General features: G+C 44.0%; 25 protein-coding genes. 21 read left to right on the top strand and 4 right to left on the bottom strand.

Annotated features, from left to right (window positions below; translation table 11 throughout):
• Nucleotides 1-19: 19 nt before the first annotated feature.
• From ACDJ59_RS11360 to ACDJ59_RS11325, 8 genes are all read left to right on the top strand, one after another.
• The gene (locus ACDJ59_RS11360; protein ID WP_036670902.1) at nucleotides 20-892 is read left to right on the top strand and encodes a YitT family protein; all 873 of its coding nucleotides are present in this window, start codon (nucleotides 20-22) and stop codon (nucleotides 890-892) included.
• A 250-nt stretch (nucleotides 893-1,142) separates the two neighbouring features.
• Entirely contained in the window at nucleotides 1,143-1,484 is a 342-nt protein-coding gene (locus tag ACDJ59_RS11355) for a DMT family transporter (RefSeq protein ID WP_076327622.1), read from the top strand.
• A 2-nt stretch (nucleotides 1,485-1,486) separates the two neighbouring features.
• Entirely contained in the window at nucleotides 1,487-1,801 is a 315-nt protein-coding gene (locus ACDJ59_RS11350) for a DMT family transporter (protein WP_413408941.1), read from the top strand.
• A 138-nt stretch (nucleotides 1,802-1,939) separates the two neighbouring features.
• Nucleotides 1,940-2,134, top strand: coding sequence for a hypothetical protein (locus ACDJ59_RS11345; protein WP_245838061.1), 195 nt, complete (start codon nucleotides 1,940-1,942; stop codon nucleotides 2,132-2,134).
• Nucleotides 2,135-2,303: 169 nt separating this feature from the next.
• On the top strand, nucleotides 2,304-4,286 hold the full coding sequence (locus ACDJ59_RS11340) for an ABC transporter substrate-binding protein (protein WP_413409779.1): 1,983 nt from the start codon (nucleotides 2,304-2,306) through the stop codon (nucleotides 4,284-4,286).
• A gap of 27 nt (nucleotides 4,287-4,313) precedes the next feature.
• Complete coding sequence (locus ACDJ59_RS11335) at nucleotides 4,314-4,898, top strand: nitroreductase (protein ID WP_413408940.1); 585 nt, start codon at nucleotides 4,314-4,316, stop codon at nucleotides 4,896-4,898.
• Nucleotides 4,899-5,228: 330 nt separating this feature from the next.
• Entirely contained in the window at nucleotides 5,229-6,362 is a 1,134-nt protein-coding gene (locus ACDJ59_RS11330; RefSeq protein ID WP_413408939.1) for a serine hydrolase domain-containing protein, read from the top strand.
• 297 nt (nucleotides 6,363-6,659) lie between these two features.
• Entirely contained in the window at nucleotides 6,660-7,802 is a 1,143-nt protein-coding gene (locus ACDJ59_RS11325) for a DUF4309 domain-containing protein (RefSeq protein ID WP_413408938.1), read from the top strand.
• Between the two features lie 103 nt (nucleotides 7,803-7,905).
• On the opposite strand, the gene ACDJ59_RS11320 is transcribed toward ACDJ59_RS11325, so the two are convergent.
• On the bottom strand, nucleotides 7,906-8,874 hold the full coding sequence (locus ACDJ59_RS11320; protein WP_413408937.1) for a DMT family transporter: 969 nt from the start codon (nucleotides 8,872-8,874) through the stop codon (nucleotides 7,906-7,908).
• Between the two features lie 160 nt (nucleotides 8,875-9,034).
• Nucleotides 9,035-9,604 (bottom strand): TetR/AcrR family transcriptional regulator, encoded by a 570-nt coding sequence (locus ACDJ59_RS11315; protein ID WP_413408935.1) that lies wholly within the window; start codon nucleotides 9,602-9,604, stop codon nucleotides 9,035-9,037.
• Between the two features lie 200 nt (nucleotides 9,605-9,804).
• Here ACDJ59_RS11315 and ACDJ59_RS11310 point away from each other — a divergent pair, with 200 nt between their 5' ends.
• The 10 genes from ACDJ59_RS11310 (at nucleotide 9,805) to glyA (ending at nucleotide 19,764) form a co-directional block, all read left to right on the top strand.
• Entirely contained in the window at nucleotides 9,805-10,212 is a 408-nt protein-coding gene (locus ACDJ59_RS11310; protein ID WP_413408933.1) for a cupin domain-containing protein, read from the top strand.
• Nucleotides 10,213-10,523: 311 nt separating this feature from the next.
• Complete coding sequence (locus tag ACDJ59_RS11305) at nucleotides 10,524-11,513, top strand: LacI family DNA-binding transcriptional regulator (protein ID WP_413408931.1); 990 nt, start codon at nucleotides 10,524-10,526, stop codon at nucleotides 11,511-11,513.
• Nucleotides 11,506-12,384 (top strand): ribokinase, encoded by an 879-nt coding sequence (gene rbsK / locus ACDJ59_RS11300; RefSeq protein ID WP_413408930.1) that lies wholly within the window; start codon nucleotides 11,506-11,508, stop codon nucleotides 12,382-12,384. The genes ACDJ59_RS11305 and rbsK overlap by 8 nt, the downstream gene beginning before the upstream one ends.
• Nucleotides 12,384-12,785, top strand: a complete 402-nt coding sequence (gene rbsD / locus ACDJ59_RS11295; protein WP_413408929.1) for a D-ribose pyranase — start codon at nucleotides 12,384-12,386, stop codon at nucleotides 12,783-12,785. Before rbsK ends, rbsD begins: the two co-directional genes overlap by 1 nt.
• A 14-nt stretch (nucleotides 12,786-12,799) precedes the next feature.
• Nucleotides 12,800-14,281, top strand: coding sequence for a sugar ABC transporter ATP-binding protein (locus ACDJ59_RS11290; RefSeq protein ID WP_413408928.1), 1,482 nt, complete (start codon nucleotides 12,800-12,802; stop codon nucleotides 14,279-14,281).
• Between the two features lie 10 nt (nucleotides 14,282-14,291).
• On the top strand, nucleotides 14,292-15,254 hold the full coding sequence (locus ACDJ59_RS11285) for an ABC transporter permease subunit (RefSeq protein WP_370511443.1): 963 nt from the start codon (nucleotides 14,292-14,294) through the stop codon (nucleotides 15,252-15,254).
• Between the two features lie 14 nt (nucleotides 15,255-15,268).
• Complete coding sequence (rbsB, locus tag ACDJ59_RS11280; RefSeq protein ID WP_413408927.1) at nucleotides 15,269-16,201, top strand: ribose ABC transporter substrate-binding protein RbsB; 933 nt, start codon at nucleotides 15,269-15,271, stop codon at nucleotides 16,199-16,201.
• 324 nt (nucleotides 16,202-16,525) lie between these two features.
• Nucleotides 16,526-17,269 (top strand): YggS family pyridoxal phosphate-dependent enzyme, encoded by a 744-nt coding sequence (locus ACDJ59_RS11275; RefSeq protein ID WP_413408926.1) that lies wholly within the window; start codon nucleotides 16,526-16,528, stop codon nucleotides 17,267-17,269.
• Nucleotides 17,270-17,288: 19 nt separating this feature from the next.
• Complete coding sequence (locus ACDJ59_RS11270) at nucleotides 17,289-18,494, top strand: benzoate/H(+) symporter BenE family transporter (protein WP_101313745.1); 1,206 nt, start codon at nucleotides 17,289-17,291, stop codon at nucleotides 18,492-18,494.
• 25 nt (nucleotides 18,495-18,519) lie between these two features.
• On the top strand, nucleotides 18,520-19,764 hold the full coding sequence (gene glyA, locus ACDJ59_RS11265) for a serine hydroxymethyltransferase (protein ID WP_413408925.1): 1,245 nt from the start codon (nucleotides 18,520-18,522) through the stop codon (nucleotides 19,762-19,764).
• A gap of 95 nt (nucleotides 19,765-19,859) precedes the next feature.
• Here the strand turns inward: glyA and ACDJ59_RS11260 are convergent, their stop codons facing one another.
• Complete coding sequence (locus ACDJ59_RS11260; protein WP_413408924.1) at nucleotides 19,860-20,480, bottom strand: NAD(P)-dependent oxidoreductase; 621 nt, start codon at nucleotides 20,478-20,480, stop codon at nucleotides 19,860-19,862.
• 45 nt (nucleotides 20,481-20,525) lie between these two features.
• Nucleotides 20,526-21,956, bottom strand: coding sequence for a PLP-dependent aminotransferase family protein (locus ACDJ59_RS11255; RefSeq protein ID WP_413408923.1), 1,431 nt, complete (start codon nucleotides 21,954-21,956; stop codon nucleotides 20,526-20,528).
• A gap of 285 nt (nucleotides 21,957-22,241) precedes the next feature.
• Here ACDJ59_RS11255 and ACDJ59_RS11250 point away from each other — a divergent pair, with 285 nt between their 5' ends.
• The 3 genes from ACDJ59_RS11250 to ACDJ59_RS11240 all read left to right on the top strand — a co-directional run bounded on the left by ACDJ59_RS11250 (nucleotide 22,242) and on the right by ACDJ59_RS11240 (nucleotide 26,857).
• A complete protein-coding gene (locus tag ACDJ59_RS11250; protein WP_413408922.1) occupies nucleotides 22,242-24,347 on the top strand; it encodes a serine hydrolase domain-containing protein in 2,106 nt (701 codons plus the stop codon).
• Between the two features lie 343 nt (nucleotides 24,348-24,690).
• Nucleotides 24,691-26,136 (top strand): amino acid ABC transporter substrate-binding protein/permease, encoded by a 1,446-nt coding sequence (locus tag ACDJ59_RS11245; RefSeq protein WP_413408921.1) that lies wholly within the window; start codon nucleotides 24,691-24,693, stop codon nucleotides 26,134-26,136.
• Complete coding sequence (locus ACDJ59_RS11240; RefSeq protein WP_413408920.1) at nucleotides 26,129-26,857, top strand: amino acid ABC transporter ATP-binding protein; 729 nt, start codon at nucleotides 26,129-26,131, stop codon at nucleotides 26,855-26,857. Before ACDJ59_RS11245 ends, ACDJ59_RS11240 begins: the two co-directional genes overlap by 8 nt.
• Nucleotides 26,858-26,923 lie beyond the last annotated feature (66 nt).

The following is a 26,923-nucleotide window of genomic DNA, read 5'->3' as shown; positions in this document are numbered from 1 at the left end:
TCATCAAGGGGGAAATGCAATGCATCAAAACAGAAAACAAAAGTCAAACAAGTTAAAGATTCTCTCCAAAGTATTATTGATTATCATTGGGGGATTTATAACGGCATACGGCCTCGAAGCCATATTGATCCCGAATAATGTCTCAGATGGTGGTGTCACAGGTCTGAGTATCGTAGGATCACAGCTGTTCGGATTACCACTAGGGATGCTCATCGGGATTATTAACATTCCATTTGTGTGGCTCGGGTACAAGCAAATCGGAAAAAGCTTTGCGTTATATTCGATCATCGGTATTGCTTCACTCGCAATCAGCACGAGTCTGATGCACCATGTACCAACCATCATTGAAGGTGATACCTTGCTTGTTACGGTTGTCGGCGGGATTATCATCGGTTTTGGTATGGGGCTTGCATTACGTAATGGTGGGGCATTGGATGGCATAGATATGCTGGCTGTACTCCTTTCGCGAAAAGTACCTTTTGGAACCAGTGATCTCATCCTGTTCCTCAACATGTTTGTATTTATTGTCGTTTCTACCGTGTTTGGTCTGCAAGGCGCGATCTTGTCAGGACTTGCGTATTTCATTGCTTCTAAAGTAATACATATTGTTGAAGAGGGCTTGAGCGGCTCCAAAACATTTAAAATTATTACGAATCAACCAGAAATCATGGTTGAAACCATTCGTGACCGACTAGGTCGTGGTGCAACGTACACCGAGGCGTACGGTGGCTATTCTAATGAGCAATTCAAGGAAATTACTTGTGTCATTAACCGGATGGAAGAGAGTAAAATTAAAGATATCATTCACGAAATTGACCCAACTGCTTTTGTAGTCGTATACGATGTAGCTGAAGTCAGAGGTGGTAATTTCAAAAAGAAAGATATTCACTGATTCCGAAAAACAAAATCAACTTATACGTAGTTGGTCAACCAGAACTTCTGGTTGGCTTTTTTTGTATGTTCACAGCGTAACTTGGAGTTTTAACAGGCGGATTTTCTTGTTAGTTCGATACGAATATTTAAATTTGCAAATAAAATATAGATGGTTTACTATTATATCAAATGATACAAATAACTATCATTGTTGAATGTGAATATTGATTACAAAACAACAACATGAATGCAGAAGAGGAGAATGTTTTATGGCGTGGTTATTCCTTATTCTTGGAGGGATTTTAGAGGTAGGTTGGGCATTAGGTTTGTCATTCTCCGATGGTTTTTCGAAAATCGAGATCGTAATCCCCACGGTTATTTTAATGATTGGCAGCTTCTACTTCTTTGCAAAATCCACTAAAGTACTTCCTGTATCAACGGCGTATGCGGTGTTTACCGGACTTGGTTCATTTGGAACCGCAATTGTGGGAATGATTTTTTTGGGGGACTCCGTAAGTGCAATCAAAATTGTGCTGGTCATGATATTAATCAGTTGCATCATCGGTCTGAAATTTGTATCTAATGAACCTAAACCAAAGGCGGGTGTATAGATATGAGTTGGTTTTTCTTGATCTTAGCTGGTTTATTTGAAGTTGGGGGTGTAATATTTCTGAAACTTTCAGATGGATTCACCAAATTGAAACATACATTGATGTTCGCTATGTTTCTGGCATTAAGTTTCATTTTTCTTTCTCTGTCTTTGAGAGAGATCCCAATCAGCATTGGTTATGGAATCTGGACAGGTATTGGGGCATCGGGCAGTGTATTATTAGGGATGTATGTATTCAAAGAGCCCAAAAATGCTAAGAAGTTGGCTATCGTTAGTGGGATTATCATCAGTATTGTGGGATTGAAACTAGTCTCTTAACTGTATAAATTAGCTGCACTAACAACGGAACGATATTCATCTCATCTATATTCATGCATAAGTACAGCTCTCTTATGGAAAACTTCTGTAGTGCGAATTAAATTGCATGACTTCAAGTATGTATGGGAGGTTAGCATAGTGACAAAGCAGGACCCGCAAGAGCTTTTGAAGCAAAAACATGAACTGGATGATCAAAAAAGACAGTTCACTAATTTTTCCCGAAATATTTCAGGTCATGGTGAGGTTGAAGCTGGTCAAGAGTTCAGTGTTGACCGAGTGCCAGATGACCAAAACCGTATGAAATCGGTTGAGAACAGACGCGGCGAAGTCTAAAACGTTACAACATAAGCTGATCCTTTATTGGATCGGCTTATTCGTGCGAAGCATTTTATTGAACAGGAAGATATATGTTGTAGTTGAGAATGATTATCGATAGAATGGAGAAAAGTGAAAATATCCGCTGATTTTGCTGATGTTTTGCTAACTTAATGGGTTGTGGAAGGTGAAGGAAGAGATGCACGTAGAAGAGCATGTGAAGTTATGGAATCTGGCCTCAATTAAAATATGGGATGTGCGTCACGTCGTCGTGCGCGCTGGCGAACCCATCCATGCCTATCGATTTCCAATTAGCGGTTTTATATATACAGTTCACGGCAATGCAACGATTACGCTGGATGACACGATGTACGCGATCAATCAGATGCAAGTCTTACATGGAGGCAAGGGGGTATGGATGAATATTTCCCTGAACGAGGATTCATTCGAATTTTATTTGATGTTTTATCGGGCTAATTTGTCGTTATCCAATACTCGTGAGAATCAAGCTCTGCTCAGGCAACATGTCCCGTTTCATGTGCAATATGCTTTCGCCCCAAGCTATCCCATTGAATTATATGATAAAGTCCAAAGAATAGAGCAACATTGGGAACGGACGGATGCGTTCTCGAAATTTCAGGTAAAGACGTTATTTTATCAATTTATTAATGAATTAATGAGGCAGTTAAGTGCACAAGGAATTGAGACTGCCAAGCCCGATCTGGTAGCTCAAGCCGTTCGTTATCTTCAAGAGAATTACATGTTGCCCGTTATGGTCGATCCGCTCGCAGAACTTCTGGATTGCAGTGCAGGGCATCTGTCGAGAACGTTCAAGAAAGAGACAGGCAGCAGTCTGATTACCTATTTAACTCGGATACGGATGTACAAAGCCAAGGAGCTGCTGTTGCACACAGATGCATCTCTTCAGAAGATTGCCGAGGCAATCGGCATTCCGGATGTGATCTATTTTAATCGTTTATTTAAAAAGTATGTTGGCCTTTCACCAGGTCGGTTCAAACAAAAATGTATCGCCCTGCCAACCGGTCAGAATAATGCTATCCAAGAATCAGAATTGTCCATTGTCAGTCCCATGCATCGCGGTTATGATCCTATTGATGATGATAATTATTATCAATACAACTCAAAAGGAGAATCACTTACATCTATGAGATCGAGAAAACCCGTTGCATTGCTTTTGATGCTCAGCCTTACATTATTAATATCAGCCTGTTCCCCTTCTCAGGGCAGTTCAGCAACAAGCAGTAATGGAACAAGCGGTAACAATGCTCCAACCACCGAAGTCGCGCAATCCACCGAATCAGCAGTACAGGAGCGTGTTGTTAAACATCCTTGGGGAGAAACGGTCATCAAAGGTGATCCTCAGCATATTATTTCGTTGTTCCCGGTTGCAACTGACTATTTGTTAGCACTCGGTATTGTACCCCAGGCAGCATCCAGTAATGAGGAGGGGAGTGATCAGTTTCCTACCTACCTGTCCGATCAACTACAAGGAAAAGAAAATCTGGGCTGGCAGGTTGATCCCAACTACGAAAGCATATTGGCGGCAGAGCCAGACCTGATTATCGGTCAGGATTTCATGAGTGATGCCTATGACAGCCTCAGCAAAATTGCGCCTACCTTGCTGGCAGAGAAGCTGCAGGACGAGCAAGGTATTATTCGTATGAAGACAAGCCTGTTACATATGGGAGATATGTTAGGGAAGACGGATCAGGCCAAACAGGTCATTGAAGAATACGAAAAGAAGGCTGCAGAAGCCCGTGAGAAAATCAAGCAATCCATCGGAGACGAGACCGTGATGTTCCTGCGTTTATCCGATAAAGAAGTGCGTTATTACAGTAAAAGAAACTATGAGGTTCTGTACGACGATCTAGGCCTGACACCTCCTGTATCCATACCTGACCCGACAGATTCAATGAAAGTAATCTCCATGGAGTCGTTACCATCGATTAATCCGGATCATATTTTCCTGTTGTCATCAGACGAGAATGAAACGACAGAATTGCAAAAAACAGCAGTGTGGAAGAGCCTGAATGCTGTTAAAAACAACAATGTCTACATCGTTGACTACGGCTTGTGGTTCCAAGGTCCGGGAGGACCCATTGGACAGAGCAAGATTATCGACGAAGCGGTAAATTTCCTTACCCAATAAGAAAACAAGACAGGAGGATTAATGCATATGAAAACGTCCGTCGTAGAGAAGCTTATTCGTGAACGAAGAACCATTCGTCAGTTCAATGGCAAACCGCTGGCGAAAGAAACGATCATGCACTTGCTGGAAGCGGCCGTGTGGGCACCTGTTCATTCCCGTAAAGAGCCATGGCGCTTCATATTATTTGTAGAAGAAGGTCGGAAGCAATTTGCTGATGCGGTGTTACATACGTTTTCCAAAGATGAGCGGGAGCGCTGGACAGAGAAGCTGCAAAAGGACTATTGCGAATCTATCCAAGCCCATCTGCTGGTTGTGATTGAGGCTGATCCGAGACAACGGGTATGGGAAGATGCTGTGGGCGCAAGTGCTGCGCTTATTCAGAATATACAACTTCTGGCATGGGAGCAGGATATCGGCGTTGTGTGGAAGACAAATGAATATAATTTCGATCCTGATTTCTACTCCAAGACAGGTGTAAAAGCAGGGGAGAGAATCATTGGCACACTTCATCTGGGGTATTTTGATACAAACAAGGTTCCCAAACCTCGTCCTCGCACACCTGTAGAAGAATTGATGACCTTTGTCTCCACGGCAAGAGCAGAAGTACAGTAGTAGTGATACTTCATACGGTTCCGAGCTGTGAAACGAACTCATTGTAAGCCGCGAACATAGCGGCTTTTTTGCATAATTGAATATCGATGTTGATTGGATGTCAGACATTGAGGATTTCAAACTGTTTCTGATTAACGTTATCTCACACTGCCTGCCAAATCATGAACGAAGTGAAATCCAAATTCGGCGGTCAATAAATGGATGGTTCAGCCATTTAGGTGGTGGTCAATCGTTGTAAAAGGTCGTATATTAATAATATGTCGATTGTGGGAGTGAACATGTACCACATCGCAAAATGATAAACGATTTTACATAGAAGGACGGGAAAAAATGGACTTTAAACCGCTTGCTTCATTTATCGACCGCATTACAACCTGGCGTATACCGTGGGCAGAGGTGCTGGTGATGCATCGAAATGATACCGTTTTCCATTATCGTAATGGATACGCCAATCTGGAAGAGAAAACACCTATCGGTGATGGAGCGATCTTCAATCTATACTCCATGACCAAAATTATGACTTGCGTGGCAGGGCTGCAACTGGTGGAGAAAGGGGCAATGCTGTTAAGCGATCCCTTGTCTGATTATCTGCCAGAGTATGCTGAGATGACGGTGAAAAAAACAATGGCGAACGGGGAGATCCGACTGGAAAAGGCGACAAGAGCCATTACAGTACGTGATTTGTTCACCATGACTGCCGGGTTCTCGTATGACGTTGGTTGTCCAAGCATTCAAGAAGCTGTAAAAAGCACCGACGGAACATTGCCAACACGTGATTTCGCGAGAGCGCTTGCGAAAGAACCGTTGCTGTTTGAACCAGGGACACACTGGAATTACAGCATGTGCCATGATGTGCTAGGAGCCTTGGTGGAAGTGGTAAGTGGCAAACGCTTTGGTACGTATCTGCGGGACGAAATCACCGGACCCCTTGGCATGAACGATACAGCGTTTAATCTGAACGATGAGCAGCAGACACGCCTGATTCCACAGTATGCTTACAATGATGAGCTTGAAAAGGCTGTACGTTTGGACGGCAATGGATTCCGTGTGGGTACGGAGCTGGAAAGCGGCGGTGCAGGGTTGCTATCAACCGTTAGCGATTATGCACGTTTTCTGAACGCGCTTACTGGGCATGGTACGAGTCCCGAAGGCATGCGCATTCTGTCACAAGCTTCAGTGGAACTGATGCGAACGGACCACCTGAACGAGATGACTCGCAGTGATTATTCGTGGGATCATATGTATGGATACGGCTATGGACTGGGTGTTCGCACACATATCTCCAAAGCAGGAAGCGGCTCGCTGAGTCCAATAGGCGAATTTGGATGGAGCGGCGCTGCTGGTTGTATGGCTATTATTGATCCGGATTCAGAGCTTACAGTCATGTACGCCCAGCATTTGCTTAACAGTCAGGAACCATACGTTCAACGACGCTTACGAAATGTCGTGTATTCCTGCCTGTAAATCATATCGTATTCGAAGTTACTTGAAGAGCCGCTAAATAGCGGCTTTTTTTATGTTATATGAGTCGAAATCTATTAATTAGATTGTTATTTCTTTATTAGAAAGGGTATGTTATCATTCTTAGGAAATTAGTACTAGTAGGAGGATATGCTTATTGAACATGAACCTAAATTAATTACATAGTTTGATCAAGATTACACGCTAGCAAGTACCTGTTTGAATGTTGAGATTGTGAACGATTCATAATTAGAAAAGAGTTGTTAGTTTTTTATTTTTTTACTCAAAGGAGAGTCATCAATGATACACCCTAAACACACGGCAAAATGGGCTTCTCTGGCCTTACTTACCTTAATCGCCTATGTTCTGAGCGCATTGCTTCTGCTACCACCCAATGCTGCTGCCAAAGGAGAGCAAATTTCCGCCAAACAGCTCGAAAGTATGAGCCGGCTTTCATTTACGCTTCGTGATGCCAAACAAACGGCTTACACCGTTTATATTTTCGCTTATGATGAACAGAAGAGAACGCTGACCGAAGAAAATGGTTGGACCAACAATAAAAAAGGCGACAAGAGTTATTCAGGCACGTATCGTGCAGCCTTGCTGAAAAAAGGTGCAGCATACGGAACTGTTCAGGCAGCAAAACTGGATCTGAATACGATTATTTTGCCTCAAACCTGGAACTTTGTTGTGAAAAGCAAAGAGGCTAGTACACCAGACATGCTGATGATCACCGATTGGGGAACTTCTAATTTTAATGAGGTGAAAACGTATATTGTTCGTTCCGGGGAATTGCGCCGTGTAACATATGTCGATAATAAGGGGAAAAAAATCGACGATTCCTACTCTGCAAGCAGAGATGATGGAATCCGTACTCTTTCAGGTGCCCGAGTGCAGTTCAAAAATTACAACAACCTTCAATTTGTCTATGGGGTTGATACGTTTAAGTTGAATGTGAACAAATCGGAATTGCGGTTGGAAGATACGCGCAACCTTCGTTCAGATGCTTGGCCGAACTCGGGTGTTGGCGATCGCGCTTACCTGAAAAGCCTGAAGGAAGCCGCTTTAAAGGGTGCATTACCAGGCCGGACGGACATCAAGATTGGCATGACGCTTCAAAATGCGCAAAAAAAGCTGGGGAAACCAACCTCTCGTTCAAATGAGGAATGGGGAGCGTTCTATTATTATTCTAAATTCGGCGTCGGATTTGATTCATACATGCACGAGCTTACCAACAAATCACGTATTGCCGTTTTTGATTTGTACAATGAAAAGCAGAATCTTTCACCATGGAATGTGAAAATATGGATGGGGAAACCCTCCTCAGAATACTACAATGAAGTCGTTGGTGGTTATGAGATGGTATATCAATTAGGTAATCACGCAATTGTATTCAACTATGAGGAAGAAGAGGACTTGATTGACTTTACGAGTATATATTAAGGTATAACATCGTAAAGAAATGAAAGTATATCTTAATCGTATTTACCATGAAAAGCCGCTAATTAGCGGCTTTTTTGGTTGTCCATGGAAGTGGACGGGGAGTCTATTTTATTGGAGTGTCATTAGAGCTTTGCACAGAACGTACACGATTGACTAAATAAATGCCGACTGACACGAACAGTAATGCGGCCAAATTTTTCAGTTCCAAGATCGTTTCCCCCAGGAATAACGCTGATAATAAAGCTCCAAATACAGGAATTAGGAAGTTATAGACAGACACTCTTCCGACCTTGTTGTACTTGAGAAGCATATTCCAGAGACAAAATGCGACAGATGACAGCAAAGCCAGGTAGATTAAGTTACTGGTGGATTCCAAGGTGAAATGGGTGACACGACCGCCGAGTGATAGACCTAACATTGTAAGTACCAGTCCCCCGACGAATAAGCTGACACCTGTTATGATCAGAACATCGATGGTGGCGGTGAGACGTTTTGCGTAAAGGGCTGTAACGGAAAAAACAAGTGCTGCTATAATAACGAACCCTTCGCCTGTGAATGAAAAGGAAAAAGCAAGCAGATCCGTATGGAAGTTTACGATGATTACGCCAACGAATCCAAGCAAGCAACCAACGATTTTATTTCTGCTTAACTTGTCGTTTTTATAGATGAAATGGGCCAGAACAACACTGAAAAAGGTTGTAGTAGCGTTCATTATGGAGCCTTTGACACCCGTCGTATTGGCTACGCCAACGTAGAAAAACATGTATTGTAAACCGGTTTGCAATATACCTAACATGATGAGGCCTGTCCACTGAGGCTTGGTTAATTGGAGCTTCTGTTTTCTAACGATACGAGACAGGAGCAAGAGCAGCATACCCGCCAGTGTAAACCGGTATCCGGCAAATACATACTTGGAAGCAATATCTTCCGGCAGAATGTTAAACGCGATATATCCAAGTTTGATGGATGGGTACGCGCTTCCCCATAACAAGCAACACAGGCTTGCCACGAGCATGACAAAAATGGGATCACTAAACTTACTTGGTTTCTCAAGGGTATTTCTCTCTATCACTTTCGATCTTCTCCTCACATTTCATGTACATATGTATGTATGAATCTATTAATATCCTCACTGACCATATCACATAACGCCAATGTTTGTAATGAAAATTAATGAACCGCTCTTCAATTGGTAAGATTATAAAGAAGGAACGGTTCATGAGGAGTCTATGTTATAGATTCCTTTCTAATAAAATCCCTACTTGTTCTGCGACAATGTGAGGTTGCCGGGGTAATCCATTCGTGAAATAGGATTCCACGATACCCACGATTGCTGTACCAAAGAACGTGAGAATAACTTCTTTTGTTAGTCCTTTATTTTTCCCCTCCGTTACATTCACCTCATCTTCCAGTTCTTCAATGACGAGAGCCAGGAAGCGATTGCGGAAAAAAGGGGCTCCTTTACTCAGTAACATAGCCGAGAAAAATGAATAGTGAACTTCAAAATAGTCGAACCAAAGTACATTGCTTTCTATAAAATCCAGATCGGATGCTTCCTTGCACAATCTCCTTAGTTCATCGATATGTTCTTCAATTAATTTATCCAGCAAGTCAAATTTGTCCGAATAGTGATGGTATATCGTTCTGCGGCCGACATTTGCATGATCAGAGATATCTTGCATCGTAATGGTATCAAAAGGTTTCTCGTTCATGAGTTTGATAAAAGCGGATTTGATCGCTTCCTGAGACTTAATTATTCTTCGATCTTTTCGATCTGTGATAGAAACGATAGTAATCACCATTCTTTCCAGAGAGTAATTGCACAAATGTTGTCTCCTTGCGCCATAAGGCACAGATCGAGTTCATTTGATCCTTGCAGAGTCAGTGCAATTATTTTATATTATACACGAATGTGCGATATCGCACGTATGTGTGTAATCACTTTTAGGTCAACATAGGAGAAGGACGCATTAATCAATAAGATCACATTGGAGGAAATAAGATGGCTAAACATGAAGAAGTTAAAGATGGAGTGATATTCCCGGTAGGAGAAAAAAACGAAGCATTTTCGCAATATTTCATAGGGCAAAGTTATCTCCAATCCTTGGTTGCTGATCCCAAAGTGAATGTGGGTGTTGGGAATGTAACGTTTGAACCGGGATGCAGAAATAACTGGCATATCCATCGCGGTGGATTTCAGCTGTTGTTAGTGACTGGTGGGGAAGGTTGGTATCAGGAAGAAGGAAAGGCTGCCCAATTCCTCAAAGCCGGCGATGTTATTGTGACTCACGATGGTGTAAAACACTGGCATGGGGCCGCTAAAGACAGTTGGTTTGAACACATTGCAATCACTGCGGGTACACCCGAATGGTTGGAACTAGTGACAGATGAAGTTTACGGGAAGTTGTAATATAAACGCTATGAATTGATTTATTGGAAAATGTTACTATCTAATTTGTTAAATTAAAGGCCAATTAAGTTCAGGGGCTTGCTGATTTTATGTTGATCTGGGTGCCATCACTCTGAGTTTTAATTGAGTGATGGCCTCTTTGCGCCTATGAAGTATCGATCTCCCTGACAGGAGAAAACCATGATATAGATGAATTCCAGTGCACATTTATGTATACTTGGAGAAATTTCCAGAATTAAAACGCTTGTCAAATTGAAAATAATATGATAATTTAATGTCTGTAACCGGTTACACATAGAGGAGAGCAACTTATGACAACAATTAAAGACGTAGCTCAACTGGCTGGCGTATCTGTAGCCACCGTATCCAGGGTCATTAATGATAGAGGTTATGTTCATGCGGACACACGCAAGAAAGTGGAAGATGCTGTGAAGGCGCTTAACTTTTCGCCAAATGAAGTGGCTCGCTCATTATATAAGCGTAAATCCAAACTGATTGGCCTGTTGTTGCCGGATATTACGAACCCTTACTTCCCGCAGTTGGCCCGCGGCGTAGAGGACCGGATGCAAGAGCAGGATTACAGACTGATATTTGGAAATAGTGATGAGGATGAACGGAAGGAGCAGGATTACATCCAGACGTTTATCCAGAATAACGTGGTCGGTGTAATCTCTTCAACGAATTATCCTCATTCTTCAATATATGAAAACCTGAAGATTCCCGTGGTGTTTCTGGATAGAACTTCACTGGATCGTCCATCCGTATATGCGGATGGCAGGGAAGGTGGAAGACTAGCTGCAAGGGAGATCATTAAACGCGGTAGTCGCCGGATTACGGTTATGCAAGGACCGTCACAGATCAGACCCGCTCAGGATCGCTTCGAAGGAGCGATTGAAAGTATACGAGAGGCCGGGCTAGACTACCGGGTAATCCAGACGACCTCATTTTCAATTAACGAGGCAAGTATGTGGGCTGAAGAATTATTCAGGAAGTATGCGGACACAGACGGGGTCATTGCCAGCAATGACATCGCAGCCATGGCAGTACTACACGAGGCATCACGAATCGGAAGGAAGGTTCCTGATGACGTCCAGGTGATTGGTTTCGATGATATTCCGATGAGCAGCCTGTTATCGCCGGCATTGTCCACCATCCATCAGCCAGCATACGAGATGGGAAGAGAAGCGGCGGGATTACTTATCCAGCTTGTGGAACAAGCTGCAATAGAGAACAAAAACATACAGCTGCCCGTAAGTTTCATCGAACGGGGCACTACGAGAAAGGTGAGATCAGATGGCTAAAATATGTGTAATAGGAAGCAGCTCCATGGATCTGGTTGTTACTTCGTCAAGACGGCCGGGGGCGGGTGAAACCGTTCTTGGCGACAGCTTCAAAACGGTCCCTGGCGGTAAGGGAGCCAATCAGGCTGTTGCTGCTGCACGACTGGGTGGCGAGGTTACGATGATCGGCCGGGTAGGCGACGATGCTTTTGGCAAAGATATTGTAGAGAACTTTAGAGCAAATGCTGTAAATACGCAAAATGTGAAACCGGTTACACATTTAGAAAGTGGAACGGCTCATATCATTCTGGCAGAAGGTGATAATAGTATCGTAGTGGTTGAAGCGGCGAATCGGGAAGTCACTCCTGCATATGTCGATGAAGCAGCTGAAGTGATCCGCGATGCAGATATCGTATTAATTCAGCAGGAAATTCCGGAGGAAACGGTTGTGCATGTGAGTGCATTGTGTGCAGAATTCGGAACACCGCTGCTGCTTAATCCCGCTCCGGCGAGAACATTGCCGCAAGAAGTGATCGACAATGCCGCATATATCACACCGAACGAGCATGAAGCCGAGATTTTGTTTCAGGGCATGAGTCCGGCACAGGCATTACGTCAGTATCCTAACAAGTTGTTCATCACGGAGGGCAGTAAAGGTGTACGTTACTTTGATGGCACTGACGAAATTCTAGTCCCAACTTATAAAGTTGAGGCTGTTGATACTACGGGGGCAGGGGATACGTTCAACGCCGCATTTGCAGTTGCTTTGGCTGAAGGAAAAGCGTTGCAAGAGAGTATACGCTTCGCCAATCGGGCTGCATCGTTGTCTGTCACCAAGTTCGGAGCGCAGGGCGGCATGCCGACGCGTGATGAAGTAGAGGAGAGCTTGTAATGAAAAGAAATGGCATGTTGAATAGTCACATTTCCAAGATTTTGTCTGATCTGGGCCACACGGACATGATTACGATTGCGGATGCAGGTCTGCCGGTACCGGACGGGGTACTCAAAATTGATCTGGCCCTCAAACTGGGAACACCAAGTTTTCGCGAAGTGGTGGAAGCGATCGCTGAAGATATGGTCATTGAGAAAGTCATTGTGGCTGAAGAGATTTGCGAAGGCAATCCCGTAGCCATGCAATTCATCACAGAGAAATTCGGGGTAGAAGCAATCGATGCTTCCGTCAGCCACGAACAATTCAAAGCATTAACCCGGCAGGTGAAAGCTGTTATCCGTACAGGTGAAGCCACACCTTATGCCAATTGCATTTTACAATCGGGAGTCCATTTCGGTTAAAAGGAGGTTGCGTAATGCACATTCAGATGCAAGACATTCATAAAGCGTTTGGAACGAATCAGGTGCTGAGCGGAGTGGATTTTGAACTAAAGGATGGTGAAGTTCATGCCCTGATGGGGGAGAATGGAGCCGGCAAATCCACGCTGATGAACATTCTGATCGGTCTTCATCAGCGTGATCAGGGAACCATTACCATAGACGGAGAAGAAAACTATTTTGCAAGTCCGAAGGAAGCCGAGAAACTGGGTCTCACATTCATATATCAGGAGCTGAATGTATGGCCTGAAATGACGGTGCTGGATAATCTCTTTATTGGTAAGGAACTGACATCATCGTTCGGATTGCTCAACACAAGACAAATGAAAGCGCTTGCCAAAGAACAGTTCGCCAAGCTTTCCGTAGACATACCACTGGAACGTCCTGCGGGAGAGTGCTCTGTCGGGCAGCAACAGATGATCGAGATTGCCAAAGCGCTAATGACAGATGCCAAGGTCATCATTATGGATGAGCCAACAGCAGCACTTACGGAGCGTGAGATCCAGAAGCTGTTTGGTGTAATCAGCTCGCTGAAGAAGGAAGGCGTATCCATCGTCTATATTTCTCACCGAATGGAGGAGATATTCACGATCTGTGACCGGATTACCATCATGCGTGACGGAAGAACGGTAGACACACAAGCTATTCCGCAGACAAGCTCTGATGAAGTGGTGCGGAAAATGGTAGGTCGTGAACTTACCGAGCGTTATCCTGTCCGGAATCCTTCTTATGGTGAAGTTGTCCTCGAAGTAAGGAATGCAAGCAGCAAAGGTCTATTCGAGAATATTAACTTCACCGTGAGAGCGGGGGAAATACTCGGTTTCTCTGGACTCATGGGTTCTGGACGAACAGAGATCATGAGAACCATCTTTGGTTTGGATACGTTGGATAGCGGTGAAATCTTCATCCGCGGCAAAAAAGCGAACATTCGTAAACCGGCAGATGCAGTGAAACATGGAATCGGGTTTATTACAGAAGACCGCAAGGATGAGGGGCTGGTATTAGACTTCTCTATTCGCGAGAATATGGCGTTGCCAAATCTGTTCAGTTTCTCAAGCAAAGGTTTCATCTCAACTTCAAAAGAACAAGACTTCGTAGATACACTGATCAAACGTCTACAGATCAAAACGCAATCCTCCGAGACGGCGGCAAGGAATCTATCCGGGGGTAACCAGCAGAAGGTGGTTATCGCGAAATGGGTTGGTATCGGACCAAGCGTACTTATCCTGGATGAACCTACCCGCGGAGTGGATGTCGGGGCGAAGCGCGAAATCTATGAATTGATGAATGAACTGACTGACCGCGGCGTTGCAATCATCATGGTATCGTCGGAGCTGCCTGAAGTGCTTGGCATGAGCGACCGGATCGCGGTTGTGCATGAGGGACACATCAGTGGCGAGGTTGCAAGGGAAGTAGCAACACAAGAACACATTATGACATTGGCCACAGGGGGACAGTGATATGACAACAATGCAGGAAAACAAAACGGCTAAAAGCGGATTCCGTTTCTCAAACGTGATACAAAAATTGGGACCGCTGCTTGGCTTAATCATTCTTATTCTCATCGTATCGGTGTTGAATCCAAGTTTCTTGGAACCGCTCAATATCTTGAATTTATTGCGTCAAGTCTCGATTAATGCGCTGATTGCTTTTGGTATGACGTTTGTTATCCTGACGGGTGGAATTGATCTGTCGGTCGGCTCAATCCTGGCTTTATCCAGTGCTTTTGTAGCAAATATGATGTTGTCTGGTCTCGATCCGATCTTGTCCATCATTATTGGTGTAGCACTCGGTGGTGTCATGGGTATGGTGAACGGACTAATGATTACCAAAGGTAAAATGGCTCCGTTTATCGCTACATTGGCAACCATGACGATATTCAGAGGACTGACATTGGTGTACACCAATGGTAATCCAATTACAGGGCTCGGGGATAACCTGTTGTTCCAACTGTTTGGCCGCGGTTACCTGCTGGGCATTCCGGTACCTGCAATCACGATGCTGATTACCTTCATGATTCTGTGGATTGTTTTGCATAAAACGGCTTTTGGGCGCAAAACGTACGCCATCGGCGGTAATGAGAAAGCTTCCATTATCTCGGGGATCAAAGTGAATCGCGTGAAAATTATGATCTACTCCCTGACAGGTATGCTAGCTGCTCTGGCAGGTGCAATTCTGACATCTCGTTTGAATTCAGCACAACCAACGGCAGGTACATCCTACGAGCTGGATGCGATCGCAGCAGTTGTATTGGGTGGTACAAGTCTTGCTGGAGGACGCGGACGCATCGTTGGTACACTGATCGGTGTTCTGATTATCGGAGTATTGAATAATGGATTGAACTTGCTTGAAGTAAACTCATTTTATCAAATGGTTGTAAAAGGTATCGTCATTGCCATTGCTGTCCTGCTGGACCGCAAGAAAACAGCATAAGGAGAGAAGCGAATATGAAAAAGTGGACTGTAACACTCATAAGTATGCTGATGATCATCGTTCTGGCCGGGTGCTCTCTGGAGCCACCGGAATGGGCGAAACCTAACCCAAACAAAAATAACGGACAGAAGAAAATAGGTTTGTCGATATCTACACTGAACAATCCATTCTTTGTATCACTGAAGGACGGGGTAATGGCTGAAGCCAAAAAACAGGGAATACAGGTCATCGTGGTGGATGCGCAGAACGATTCGGCCAAACAAACCAATGATGTGGATGATCTCATTCAGCAAGGCGTTAGTGCACTGCTAATTAACCCTGCGGACTCTGCAGCGATCTCCACAGCGGTTCAATCCGCTAATAGTGTGGGCATTCCTGTAATCACGCTGGATCGCTCCGCAGATAAAGGCGAAGTGGCGGCACTAGTGGCATCTGATAACGTTAAAGGTGGGCGCATGGCAGCTGAATATTTTGTGGAACAACTGGGCGAGGGAGCAAAAGTCATTGAACTTGAGGGTGTACCTGGCGCTTCCGCAACAAGAGAACGGGGTAAAGGTTTCCATGAAGTGGCTGACAAGCAACTTGATGTGGTTTCCAAACAATCTGCTGATTTCGATCGGTCCAAAGGATTAAATGTCATGGAGAATCTGCTTCAGGGTAATCCTGACGTGCAGGCAGTATTTGCCCATAATGATGAGATGGCACTTGGTGCGATTGAAGCGATTCAAAGCTCAGGTAAAGACATTCCGGTCATCGGATTTGATGGCAATGATGATGCAATCAAATCCATTCAGGATGGGAAATTGACAGCAACAGTCGCTCAGCAGCCTATACTGATTGGCCAACTGGCGCTGCAAGCAGCACTGGATGTGCTCAGTGGCAAGCAGGTGGATTCATCGATTCCCGCTGAATTGAAGCTGGTAACGAAGGAAAATGTAAATGAGTAAATCATCATAAACATGTATCTTCGTTTTGGACATGAACATAGGACTAAACCAAGCCGCTAATTTAGCGGCTTTTTTCATTTCAGAAGAAGCGTGCGGCATCACATCAATCAAATTATTGACTTTTAAAAGCATATTAAAGGAACCCCAATTGAATTAATCTCCACTTTGTAGCTTTGGACTGCTACAAAAGAGCACTTTTGGATATGTATATCCAATCCATGGGTTGCTATACTAGCATGACGTTCTACACAGTCTTCACAATACATAAGGAGGAGCTAATCTCATTGATTCATTCCTGTTTGGAATAGAAAGAAGGTGGCTGACATGAAACATCTAGTAGAAGAAAATCTTCAAGCTGTAAGACAGCAAATGGCATTGGCCTGCCAGGCTTCAGGTCGCAACATAGAGGACATCCAATTGTTGCTCGCGACCAAAACGGTACCGCTTGAGAAATTACAAATAGCTATTCAAGCAGGTGAGGTCCTGTTTGGAGAAAACAAAGCTCAAGAACTCCGAGACAAATTCCCACTCATGGAACAAAGCAAGCAGGTGGAATGGCATTTTATCGGACATCTGCAAACAAATAAAGTAAAGGACGTAGTTAAATATGTTACTCTCATCCATTCCGTAGATCGTCTGAAACTGGGTCAAGCGTTACATAACCAGCTTCTCAAAGAGAATAAGACCTTAGACATTCTTGTGCAAATTAATACGTCCTACGAAGAAAGTAAATTTGGTGCCTCTCCAGAAACAGCCGTTGAGCTTGTAGAACAGTTGGCTCAATTCGAGACATTAAACGTGAAAGGTTTAATGACCATTGGAAAACTGAATGCGACAAACGAAGAAACACGACATTGTTTTCGATTGTTAAACCAGATCCGTACACAGATTAAAGAGAAAAATATTCCACGCGTAGATATGGATATTTTATCGATGGGTATGTCGGGTGACTTCCAAGTCGCCATTGAAGAAGGAGCTACTATGATACGTGTAGGGACAAGTGTATTTGGTCAACGCTACTTACCGGACGAGTATTACTGGAATGAAAACACACGCATCGATGATTAAGTGAGAGGTAGTGTTAAATATGAAGACAGCATCCCCTTCGTTACGTGGCCGTGATTTGATATCGCCGGTGATCGCCGCTTTAATATCCGTAATTGTTAATTACGGGGGTACGTTTATCCTTGTTTTTCAAGCTGCAAAAGTGGCTGGTTTAAGCCCGGAAATGACCGCTTCCTGGATTTGGTCCATCTCGATTGGGGTAGGCGTAACGGGAATTTGGCTCAGTTATCGATATAAGGAACCGATTATTACAGCCTGGTCTACACCGGGTGTGGCGTTTCTCGTTTCAGCACTAGCGGTAACCCCTTATCCAGAAGCTATTGGCGCTTACATGATTTCAGCAGTCGGATTTATTATTTTAGGTTTGTCAGGCATGTTTGAACGTTTCGTTCGACTTATTCCCCCAGGCATCGCTTCCGGATTGTTAGCTGGTATTTTACTACAGTTTGGTATTTCGGCCTTTGGAGGGGCGAAGGTAGATCCTTTGCTTGTGATTGTACTGTTTGCAGGCTATATCGTGCTAAGAAGGTTTACTTCCCGTTACGCCATTGTTGGCATATTGGCAATTGGTTTGATTTATTTGATATGCATGGGGAAAACAGACTTCAGTACGATCCAATTGGCTGTAGCATCGCCTGTATTTGTTGTTCCAGCATTTTCGTTAAATGCTTTACTTGGCGTTGCGCTACCGCTGTTCATTATTACCTTGACAGGGCAGTATATGCCCGGAATGCTTGTTCTGCGTAATGATGGATTCAAGACAAGTGCCAATCCTATTTTAGCTGTAACAGGTTTGGGTTCGCTTCTTGCAGCCCCATTCGGATCACATGCTTTTAATGTGGCAGCTATTACAGCAGCGATTTGTACAGGAAAGGATGCACATGAGGATTCAACGAAGCGGTATATTGCAGGTATTGCTTGTGGTGTTTTTTATATTTTTGTCGGCATTTTTGGCGTAACATTGGCTGCTCTGTTTTTGATTCTTCCTGCTACCTTTATTGCAACATTAGCGGGATTGGCCTTACTTGGAACCATCGGTGGCAGTCTTGCCAATGCATTAACGGACCCTAAGGGACGTGAAACTGCATTGATTACGTTTTTGGCGACAGCAGCGAATGTGACTTTGCTTGGTGTGGGTGGTGCATTTTGGGGACTGTTTGCAGGAATGATGGCACATCTACTGATGAATAGTAAATTTCCCAAAAAACAACTTGGAACGAATAAATAACCGTAATATTGAGAGGAAGATGTTCATGAAACATTTGGAGAAGCAAGATAAAGTAATAGGAATGGCTGTCCAGCAAGAGCTTGGAAGGCAGCGGGATACGATAGAACTGATTGCATCAGAGAATTTTGTAAGTCAAGCTGTGATGGAAGCAACAGGTTCGGTATTGACCAATAAATATGCGGAGGGGTATCCGGGCAGAAGATATTATGGCGGGTGTGAGCATGTCGATACAGTCGAAGAGATAGCAAATAGCCGCTTTAAAGCACTTTTTGGAGCTGAACATGCGAATGTGCAGCCTCACTCCGGTTCTCAGGCCAACATGGCAGTATATTTTGCCTCGGTTGAGATTGGGGACACAATCCTTGGCATGAATCTATCCCAGGGTGGTCATCTAACCCACGGAAGTACTGTTAATTTTTCAGGTAGGTTTTACAATTTTGTTTCATATGGTGTCGATGCACAGACGGGCCGCATTGACTTTGACGAAGTACGTAAACTTGCTTATAAGTATCGTCCACGCATGATTGTTGCAGGTGGAAGTGCATACCCGCGGACCATTGAGTTTGAATTATTTGCCCAGATTGCCGCCGAAGTGGGAGCTCTTTTCTTTGTAGATATGGCGCATATAGCGGGAATTGTTGCGGCAGGTTTGCATCCTAACCCGGTACCACATGCCCATTTTGTTTCAACCACCACACACAAGACCTTACGAGGACCACGAGGGGGAGCCATTTTGTGCCGGGAGTCGTGGGCAAAGGCGATCGACAAAGCTGTATTCCCTGGGACTCAGGGCGGGCCATTCATGCACGTTATCGCGGGGAAAGCGGTGGCATTAGGTGAGGCATTGCAATCCGATTTCACAACATATATTGAAGGTGTTTTGAATAACGCCAACGTATTGGCAGAAACTTTGATGAATGAAGGGCTCACCCTTGTATCAGGTGGGACAGATAATCATATCGTGTTGGTTGACTTACGAACTATGGGCCTTACAGGCAAAGAAGCCGAAGCTTTACTGGATGAAGTAGGGATTACGGCGAATAAAAATGCAATTCCTCACGATACGGCAAGTCCTTTGGTTACAAGCGGTATTCGTTTTGGAACTCCGGCTATGACTTCAAGAGGGCTTGGAGCCAGGGAAATGAAAGAAATTGCTCAGCTGATAGGGCTTGCTTTTAAAAATCCAAAGAACTCGGATGTGAAAAATCAAATATTAGGTAGTGTCCGTGAAATCACTTCGCAATTTCCTCTATATGAAGGGCTTAAATAGCTCAACAGCAGACACAAATAGAGCCTGCAATTGTTCCTAATGGATAACAATTGCAGGCTCGTAATGTGCTTGTTTATATTGAACTTAAGACGGCCCTAGTAGGCTATACCTACACGAGACTGTACATACTCATCAGACATTAATTGCTGATAAGCAAACTCCGCAGTATCGATTACAGATATAGAAGTTCCACCGTCAGGCAAATAGTCGCGCTCAACCCGGTACTTACCAAGAGATTCTCCATCAAATAAGTAGGTAGGACACACGATGGTCCATTCTAACTTTGAAGCCTTGAGAATGTTGTACATCTCCAGATGCTCCTCAGCTGCTCGCGTGGACTTACGTTTGGACTCAGGGGATTGAAAACGAAGCAAGCCAGGATCCGTTCGACTTTCCAATATTCCTGCTGTACCAATGGTAATGATTCTTTTGATACGCTCCTGAGCCATAACTTCAACAATATGTCCCATGGATTGCGATAATGTAGTCGTTCCATCGGTACTTAAGGAACTAACAACGAGATCCACACCCTGTATGGCGTGATGAATATCCTCTTTGACTAAAGCGTTTCCTTGATGCAGAATGAAATTGTCATCGTTGATTTGTAACTTATCCGGGCTTCTAACCAGTGCAGTTACATGATGATTGGAACGTAGGGCATTAGAGACGAAATGACTTCCAACTCGTCCGGTGGCTCCTAACACTAAAATTTTCATTACAAAAAACATCCTTTCGAATCCGATTGCAGAGCATGTTCTCCATCATAATACAATCTTTGCAAGCCGATGTATGCCTTCCTCAATCTGCTCCTCATCCACTTTCGCAAAACCTAATATCCATCCTTTTCGATGACTCTCCAAGCAATACCTACTAAGCGGATACACGCGTACACCTTGATCAAGGGCAGCATTTGTCAGCGCTTCTTCGTCAAATGACGTTTCAGATTCTAGAAGCATATGTAATCCCGTTTCCACACCACTTAATGTAAATCGTGAGCCTAGCCCAGAAGCAACAATGGCTTTGGTCATGACTTCGTGTCTGCGTCGATATATGTTCCGAACTCTTCTCATATGGCGCATAAAATGACCACGCTCAATAAAATGAGTTAGCGTTAATTGTTCCATAATCGGCAGATGACGATAGGTTAATTCATGAACTTGGGTTAGGCGATCGATGGCTATTTTGGGGCCGATGATAGCGGATAGTCGAATGCCAGGTGCAACCATTTTGGAAAAACTCATCATATAAAGCGTATTCTGAGGTTGCTGACTAAATATAGTTGGAAGCGGATCTCCACGGTACCTAAATTCGCTATCGTAGTCATCCTCAACAATCCAATATCGATGATGAGCTGCCAAGTGCATCAATTGTTGCCTGCGTGGCTCCGACATAATAACACCAACTGCGCATTGATGAGAAGGTGTGACAAATACGAGTTTCGTCTGTGGGTGAATATGATCTACACATAATCCATACTCATCAACCGGAACGGGATCGACTTGCATCCGGCGGTATTTCATCGCCATCCAAGCAGCAGGGAAGCCGGGATCTTCTACGGAAACTGTGTCTCCCTCACTTAAAAGTGCCTGGGCAATTAAATCAATGCTATGTTGTGCACCTGAGGTTAACAAGATTTGATCAACATCGATATGAATGCCTCGTTCAAGTGACAAATAACGTTGAATCTGCTCTCTTAACGCCAATAACCCTCTGGCATCGCCATAAGCCCATATATCCAGATTAGGTTCAGTGGAAGCTTGTAAAAAAGATTGCCTCCAAGCTTTTGTGAAACTTTCATCCAGATAAGGCTCGTGGGGATTAAAATCAATTTCTATTTTGCGATTGTCTCTATTGCCAAACCAACTATGCAGATGACCAATCGATTCGTTTAGTGTAGGCAGATCGGGCGGAATAGGCCCTTGCATCGTGACGCCTTCTGATGAACGAGGTGCATATGTCCAATCACTAACTCTTGTCCCGGCTCGTCGGGAGGTTACCGTATACCCTCGGCTGAATAATTCCTCGTACACAATCTGTATGGTTGAGCGTGAAACACCAATTAATTGAGCAAGTTCACGTGAGGGGAGTAGCAATTCGCCTGGTTGCCATTTCCCGGTTGTGATATTATGAATCGCTTGATCCAAAAGTTGCTGCCAGATCGGGCGTTGGTCATTCCGATTAACTTTTAGCATTGCTTCAACTCCATTACTCATGCTGAATTATGGACTGCATTTATTTATGTACTTAGCCATGTTATTGGCACTCCATTGATTGATATACCATTATAGCAAAAGTTTAATTTGCAAACAAAATAAAGCTGGACTAAAGCGATTTTTACCGTGTGTCCAACCTATTTTGGTCGGTCCTGCTTGGTTCATACTCGATTCATATTCAAGCCACAGACAGTTCATCTTCTTCGGTTACACTACGGGAGTACTAACACAGAGATTCCTAATCCATAGACTAGACAGGAGAAGATGAGATTGACACGAAAGAAACGAACGTCTATCGCCGCCATAACCTTGGTGTTTGCAATGATGTCCCCAATGTCGGCCATGGCCACACCCGCTACCAGTAACGATAGTAGCCCTAAGTATGATCTAACTAAAAAGGCAGTAAGTGCAAAGGCCAAGGTACTCACTGAATCATACGCTACGACAAGTGTGCAGTACGCACTGATGGATGAGGGCGAGATTGTGATCTCCGGTCAGGCAGGCAAAAATGACCTGAAAAACAACATCCCGCTTTCTTCAGATACCATGTATGGCATAGGTTCAACCAGCAAAATGATGCTCACAACCACCGTAATGAAGCTAGTGGACCAGGGCAAGATCGATCTTGATGAACCTGTCGTGAAGTATATTCCGGACTTTACAATGAAAGACAAGCGTTACCAACAGATTACACCAAGCATGTTACTGAATCATTCATCCGGACTTCTCGGAACGTCAAGTAACAGCGCAATACTGTTTAGAGATAATGATACCCATGCACATGATACGTTATTGGAACAATTGGCGACGCAACATCTGAAGGCCGACCCTGGCGCATACTCGGTGTATAGTAATGACGGTTTTACATTAGCTGAAATTCTGGTTGAGCGGGTCAGCGGCATGGACTTCACAACTTTCATGCACCGGTACATAACCGAACCCCTTGGTATGGAGCATACCAAAACACCACAGGATATTGTGGACTTTAGCCAGATGGCAGCAACATATTCCCCTTCGGATGAGGAGCAACTCCCATTAGAGACTACAAATATGATTGCCTCGGGAGGCATCTATTCCACCGCTGAAGATCTGGTTCAGTTCTCGAAAATCTTTACAGGTGAAGTTGAAGGTATTCTTTCGGAGGAATCCGTAGAGGCCATGGAGCAAGAAGAATACAAGAGAGGCATGTGGCCGGAAGAAGGCGATTCTTCTATTGGTTACGGCCTGGGCTGGGACAGCGTTAACCTGTTTCCTTTTAATGATTACGGCATCCAGGCAGTAAGCAAAGGCGGCAATACAATAACCTATCATTCCTCATTGATTGTACTTCCGGAGTATAATATGGCTGCTGCCGTAACCTCTTCGGGTGGTCATAGCTCAACGGATCAATTGCTGGCAACTGAGCTGTTGCTTAGTGCGCTTGAGGAGAAGAATATCATTCCAGAGCGTAAACCGGAGAAGTCACATGATGCACCGATGAAAACAACCATGCCGAAGGAACTTACACAGCACACAGGCATGTACGCGGGTGGGGCAAACATGTTAATGAAGCTGGACGTAAAAGATGACGGGCAATTAACGCTATCTAATCTGTCGTCTCCTAACAGTTCTGATCAGACCTATACGTACACCGCTGATGGATCATTTGTTAATGATGCGGCTACGGAAAAGCTGAAGTTCGTTCAGGAAGTCAACGGGAACACATATTTGTGGTCTCGCTCGTATCAGTCTGTTCCTGGGCTTGGGCAAGTTGCTTCCTCTGAATATAAGGCAGAAAAGCTTGAAACCAATGAATTGTCGGAAGAAGTAAAGGCCGCATGGCAGAAACGGGAAGGCAAAGCCTACGTGTTGGTCAATGAAAAATACACATCAACACTGTACAACGCAGCAATGCCGATGATTCCCATTCATACTTTTAATGAGTTGCCTGGTTATGTCTACACGAATAAAATCGTTGGAGCTAACCAAGCTGTGAACCAATTGCAAATTCCTGGATTAGCGGGCCGTGACACGATGGAGTTTAATTTCTATGAGGAAAATGGCGTGGAATACGTTAAAGCTGGAGGCAACGTTTATGCTGCTCAAGACATCATCAAACCGATCTATGCGGGCAAACAATCGAAGACAACGATTCAAGCGAATGGTCATGCCACATGGTATTCGATTCCAGCATCAGCTGCAGGTAAAGAAATGACGGTCAAGATGTCTGCAAACAGCGCATTTGCTGTATATAACCAAGCAGGCGTAGGCATTAATCATACAGTGGTCAGTGGACAAAACGAAATTGTGTTGCCTGAGAACGGAACTATTGTATTCGCGGGTGAAGCTGGTTCGAAGTTCGAGATTGTATTGACAACCAGAGCAAATTAATAGATTATAAAAAACTGTACAATAAAAGTCGCGGAAATCGCGGCTTTTTTTGAGTTTTAAATTTTAAATAATACGTTTTAAAGTAAATGTACCTTTTTTCAGATTCACAATGTAATATTGGGTTTCGCGAAGCTTACCTAAAGGGTAAGTATTAAAAGGACTTTTACTGGTTGGAAAAAAATGATGGAGGAAAATGTTGCAAGTGGAAAGGCAAAGCATTGATTGTTAATATACAGTAAATAATAACAATCAAATGGGCAGAAGATCGACAAAAAGCATAACCGTAATACCGATTCCAAAGAAAATAATGATTATTCGGACAATACCGAGACGGGGAGGACACATGAAAACAACGAAGATCTCATTTTTTATACTTTCACTGATGCTGCTCCTGGTGAGCGGTCTATCAGGATGGGTAGGGAACGCTGCTGCAGCGTCCGATTCCGGTAAAACCTATGTTATCGGAACTGATGTCACATTTGCTCCATTCGAATATGAAGATGAGAATGGTGATTTTGTTGGTATCGACATGGATTTACTGGATGCCATCGCCAAAGATCAAAATTTCAAGTATCAAATCAAATCCCTGGGATTTAACGCAGCTGTACAGGCACTTGAGGCGAATCAAGTCGATGGTGTGATCGCAGGGATGAGTATTACGGATGAGCGAAAAGCGAAATTTGATTTTTCAGAGCCATATTATGATTCAGGCGTTGTTATGGGGATTAGTTCCAATAATGATACCATTAAAAGTTACGAAGATCTTCGTGGTAAAAAGGTCGCTGTAAAAACGGGAACAGAAGGGTACAGCTTTGCTGAGTCCATCGCCTCAAAATATGGCTTTACCGTTGTCCCATTCGATGAATCATATCAAATGTATGATGATGTAAAGACCGGTAATTCGGTGGCCTGTTTTGAAGATGAACCCGTTCTAAGGTATGGGGTAAAGCAGAATAATGGTTTAAAAATCGTTACCGCCAAAGAAGATGGGGCTTCCTACGGATTTGCGGTAAGTAAGGGTAAAAATCAGGAACTTCTGGAGATGTTCAATGCTGGTCTTGTGAATATCAAAGCTAACGGTGAGTACAAGCGCATTATCGAAGAATATGTTGGAGAGAATGCACAAGTCGCAAATCTGGGGCGTTGGGAGTTAATACAGAAATCTCTTCCTGCACTTTTTAAAGGTCTGGGAAAAACACTTTTATACACGATTGTGTCCCTGTTCTTCGCGTTTATCATCGGTCTGATTTTCGGATTTATGAAGGTGGGACAGAACAAATTCCTTCGTGGTGTTGCCACCGTATTTGTGGATATCTTCCGCGGTATACCGCTGATTGTCCTGGCATTCTTTATCTATTTCGGGATTCCACAGGCGATGGGCTTCACGATGCCATTGTTCTTGGCAGCCATTCTGACACTTAGTCTGAATGCAGGGGCGTACGTAACCGAGATTATCCGAGGCGGGATTCAATCCATTGATCGTGGTCAGATGGAAGCTGCCCGTTCATTGGGCATTCCTTATCGCAAAGCGATGATAAAGATCGTTATTCCGCAGGCAGTGCGGGTTATGATTCCGTCCTTCATTAACCAGATGGTTATCACGTTGAAGGATACGTCAATCTTGTCCGTTATTGGTCTCGTAGAGTTGACACAATCGGGTAAAATTGTTATTGCAAGAACGTTCTCCTCTTTTGACATTTGGTTAACGGTTGCGGTTATGTACCTGATTGTCATCATCACATTGACCAAAATTGCTGATTATCTGGAGGTGAAGGTTCGTCGTGGCTAAAATAAAAGTTGAAGGTTTGAAGAAAAGTTTCGGCTCGAATCAGGTCCTCAAGGGAATTGATGTGGCGGTCAACGAAGGAGAAGTTGTCTGTGTCATCGGGCCTTCCGGTTCAGGAAAAAGTACCTTCTTGCGCTGTATCAACCAATTAGATGATATTACGGCAGGCCGAGTTATCGTGGATGATCAGGATCTGAATGACCCTAAAACCAACCTGAACAAAGCTCGCGAAAATATTGGAATGGTATTTCAACATTTTAACTTGTTCCCTCATTTTAGTGTGCTTAAAAACATCATGTTTGCGCCCAGAGAACTCGGGATATTAAATGCACAGCAGGCTCGTGATACAGCACTCAAATTACTTGAGCGTGTGGGTCTGTCTGATAAAGCAGAGAGCTTCCCAACACAACTTTCAGGTGGACAAAAACAACGTGTAGCTATCGCTCGTGCGCTTGCTATGAATCCGGATGTGATGTTATTTGATGAACCGACGTCGGCGCTTGACCCTGAGATGGTAGGAGAAGTCCTCGGTGTTATGAAGGACCTCGCGAGCGAAGGCATGACGATGATGATCGTTACCCATGAGATGGGTTTTGCCCGTGAAGTAGCTGATCGTGTGATCTTCATGGACGGTGGTTATATTGTCGAGCAGGGCACGCCTGAAGAGATATTTGGAAATCCGAAGAATGAACGGACGATCAGCTTTTTGGAGAAGGTACTATAGCACTAAATCGAGAATGAACACAAAAAAAGTCGCTATTTAAGCGGCTTTTTTTGTTATATTTATGAG

Origin of the sequence: Paenibacillus amylolyticus, assembly GCF_047302515.1 — a bacterium.
In the GTDB taxonomy this organism is placed as follows: domain Bacteria; phylum Bacillota; class Bacilli; order Paenibacillales; family Paenibacillaceae; genus Paenibacillus; species Paenibacillus amylolyticus_G.
Note: the sequence above shows the minus strand (reverse complement) of the source record. Positions and strands in the feature narration are given on the sequence as shown.